Source organism: Moraxella caviae (assembly GCF_002014985.1).
Lineage (GTDB): Bacteria > Pseudomonadota > Gammaproteobacteria > Pseudomonadales > Moraxellaceae > Moraxella > Moraxella caviae.
The window spans coordinates 1-609 of sequence record NZ_MUXU01000069.1 but is presented as its reverse complement, the minus strand read 5'-3'; the positions used below and the strand labels follow the sequence as shown (position 1 = coordinate 609).

Genomic DNA, 609 nt, shown 5'->3' with positions numbered 1-609 from the left:
TTAAAGCAGATTTATTGGTTTGATAGGTTTTTAAAAGTTTTATCGCTGATTTTTTAAACGGTATCCAGCCTAACGATTTTCTTTTTGCTTTTGGGTTGTTGGTTCGCCAATTTAGCTTTACTTTCTTAAACTGCTTACGGCTTTTGACGTGTGTTTCATTGATGGCTTGCACGGTTTGAGAATGTAAGCCAAGTTCGGTATTTGCCCCTGTGGTGTATTCATTCAAATCATAAGCAGATAGAAATTTTTGATGTCTTTGTAGGTATTTAAGCCCAAGTTCATTCACATAATTCCACACAAAGTTCACCGAACTTGCCAAGTTTTCAAGTTGGTTTTTGTGTTTGTCGTATATGCGAAACTTGAGTGTTTTCATGGGTTTTGGTATGATGTTGATGTTTTAATTATACATTGGTCTAATTTTATGTCAAGTGAAAAAACTCAAGTAAGGCGTGGCAGACACGTTGTTTTTAATTTGCATGTTCATTTGGTCTTTGTTACTAAATACAGGCGAGAGGTGTTTACCAAAGAGATTTTAGATGAGCTAAAAATTATCTTTCATGGCGTATGCTTGGATTTTGAAAGTGAGCTTGTAGAGTTTGATGGTGAAGA

1 protein-coding gene and 1 pseudogene are annotated in these 609 nt (G+C 35.1%); one reads left to right on the top strand and one right to left on the bottom strand.

What is annotated here, in order from left to right:
• A pseudogene (locus tag B0181_RS10110) lies at positions 1 to 373 on the bottom strand (RNA-guided endonuclease InsQ/TnpB family protein); the annotation flags it as partial.
• A 48-nt stretch (positions 374 to 421) separates the two neighbouring features.
• On the opposite strand from B0181_RS10110, the gene B0181_RS10105 reads away from it, so the two are divergent.
• Positions 422 to 609, top strand: a 188-nt coding sequence (locus B0181_RS10105) for a transposase (protein ID WP_211276083.1), incomplete at its 3' end; no start/stop codon positions are given.